Genomic DNA, 1973 nt, shown 5'->3' with positions numbered 1-1973 from the left:
TCATTAAGAATTGAAGAAGAACAACTTGTGTGGATTTTTACTGGTTAATCGATCGAAATTATTTTCATTGATTAGATGGTAGAAATTACTCGAAGTTTATTTGAGAAATATTTGTCAGAAAATTGATGAGCCAAGATTGGTACCCTTTAAAGGTACTACTGATTTTAAACTGAAGAGTTTGATCATGGCTCAGATTGAACGCTGGCGGCAGGCTTAACACATGCAAGTCGAGCGGGGTGATGTAGCTTGCTACATTACCTAGCGGCGGACGGGTGAGTAATGCTTAGGAATCTGCCTATTAGTGGGGGACAACATTCCGAAAGGGATGCTAATACCGCATACGTCCTACGGGAGAAAGCAGGGGACCTTCGGGCCTTGCGCTAATAGATGAGCCTAAGTCGGATTAGCTAGTTGGTGGGGTAAAGGCCTACCAAGGCGACGATCTGTAGCGGGTCTGAGAGGATGATCCGCCACACTGGGACTGAGACACGGCCCAGACTCCTACGGGAGGCAGCAGTGGGGAATATTGGACAATGGGGGGAACCCTGATCCAGCCATGCCGCGTGTGTGAAGAAGGCCTTATGGTTGTAAAGCACTTTAAGCGAGGAGGAGGCTACCTAGACTAATACTCTAGGATAGTGGACGTTACTCGCAGAATAAGCACCGGCTAACTCTGTGCCAGCAGCCGCGGTAATACAGAGGGTGCGAGCGTTAATCGGATTTACTGGGCGTAAAGCGTGCGTAGGTGGCTAATTAAGTCAAATGTGAAATCCCCGAGCTTAACTTGGGAATTGCATTCGATACTGGTTAGCTAGAGTATGGGAGAGGATGGTAGAATTCCAGGTGTAGCGGTGAAATGCGTAGAGATCTGGAGGAATACCGATGGCGAAGGCAGCCATCTGGCCTAATACTGACACTGAGGTACGAAAGCATGGGGAGCAAACAGGATTAGATACCCTGGTAGTCCATGCCGTAAACGATGTCTACTAGCCGTTGGGGTCTTTGAGACTTTAGTGGCGCAGCTAACGCGATAAGTAGACCGCCTGGGGAGTACGGTCGCAAGACTAAAACTCAAATGAATTGACGGGGGCCCGCACAAGCGGTGGAGCATGTGGTTTAATTCGATGCAACGCGAAGAACCTTACCTGGCCTTGACATAGTAGAAACTTTCCAGAGATGGATTGGTGCCTTCGGGAATCTACATACAGGTGCTGCATGGCTGTCGTCAGCTCGTGTCGTGAGATGTTGGGTTAAGTCCCGCAACGAGCGCAACCCTTTTCCTTATTTGCCAGCGAGTAATGTCGGGAACTTTAAGGATACTGCCAGTGACAAACTGGAGGAAGGCGGGGACGACGTCAAGTCATCATGGCCCTTACGGCCAGGGCTACACACGTGCTACAATGGTCGGTACAAAGGGTTGCTACCTAGCGATAGGATGCTAATCTCAAAAAGCCGATCGTAGTCCGGATTGGAGTCTGCAACTCGACTCCATGAAGTCGGAATCGCTAGTAATCGCGGATCAGAATGCCGCGGTGAATACGTTCCCGGGCCTTGTACACACCGCCCGTCACACCATGGGAGTTTGTTGCACCAGAAGTAGCTAGCCTAACTGCAAAGAGGGCGGTTACCACGGTGTGGCCGATGACTGGGGTGAAGTCGTAACAAGGTAGCCGTAGGGGAACCTGCGGCTGGATCACCTCCTTAACGAAAGATTGATGGCCGGTAAGAATCCACAACAAGTTGTTCTTCTTGAAGATATATCTGAGGGTCTGTAGCTCAGTTGGTTAGAGCACACGCTTGATAAGCGTGGGGTCACAAGTTCAAGTCTTGTCAGACCCACCAAATCTGATCGCTAAAGCTGAAAGATTTAAGGATATAGAATTCACAATGATAAGCTGGGGACTTAGCTTAGTTGGTAGAGCGCCTGCTTTGCACGCAGGAGGTCAGGAGTTCGACTCTCCTAGTCTCCACCA

2 tRNA genes and 1 rRNA gene are annotated in these 1973 nt (G+C 49.6%); all 3 read left to right on the top strand.

Annotated features, from left to right (window positions below):
* Positions 1–166 precede the first annotated feature (166 nt).
* The 3 genes from J2Y37_RS15810 (at position 167) to J2Y37_RS15800 (ending at position 1973) form a co-directional block, all read left to right on the top strand.
* Positions 167–1704, top strand: a 16S ribosomal RNA gene (locus tag J2Y37_RS15810).
* Positions 1705–1765: 61 nt separating this feature from the next.
* Positions 1766–1842, top strand: a tRNA-Ile gene (locus J2Y37_RS15805).
* A gap of 55 nt (positions 1843–1897) precedes the next feature.
* Positions 1898–1973, top strand: a tRNA-Ala gene (locus J2Y37_RS15800).

Source organism: Acinetobacter sp. 3657 (assembly GCF_031456775.1).
Lineage (GTDB): Bacteria > Pseudomonadota > Gammaproteobacteria > Pseudomonadales > Moraxellaceae > Acinetobacter.
Note: the sequence above shows the minus strand (reverse complement) of the source record. Positions and strands in the feature narration are given on the sequence as shown.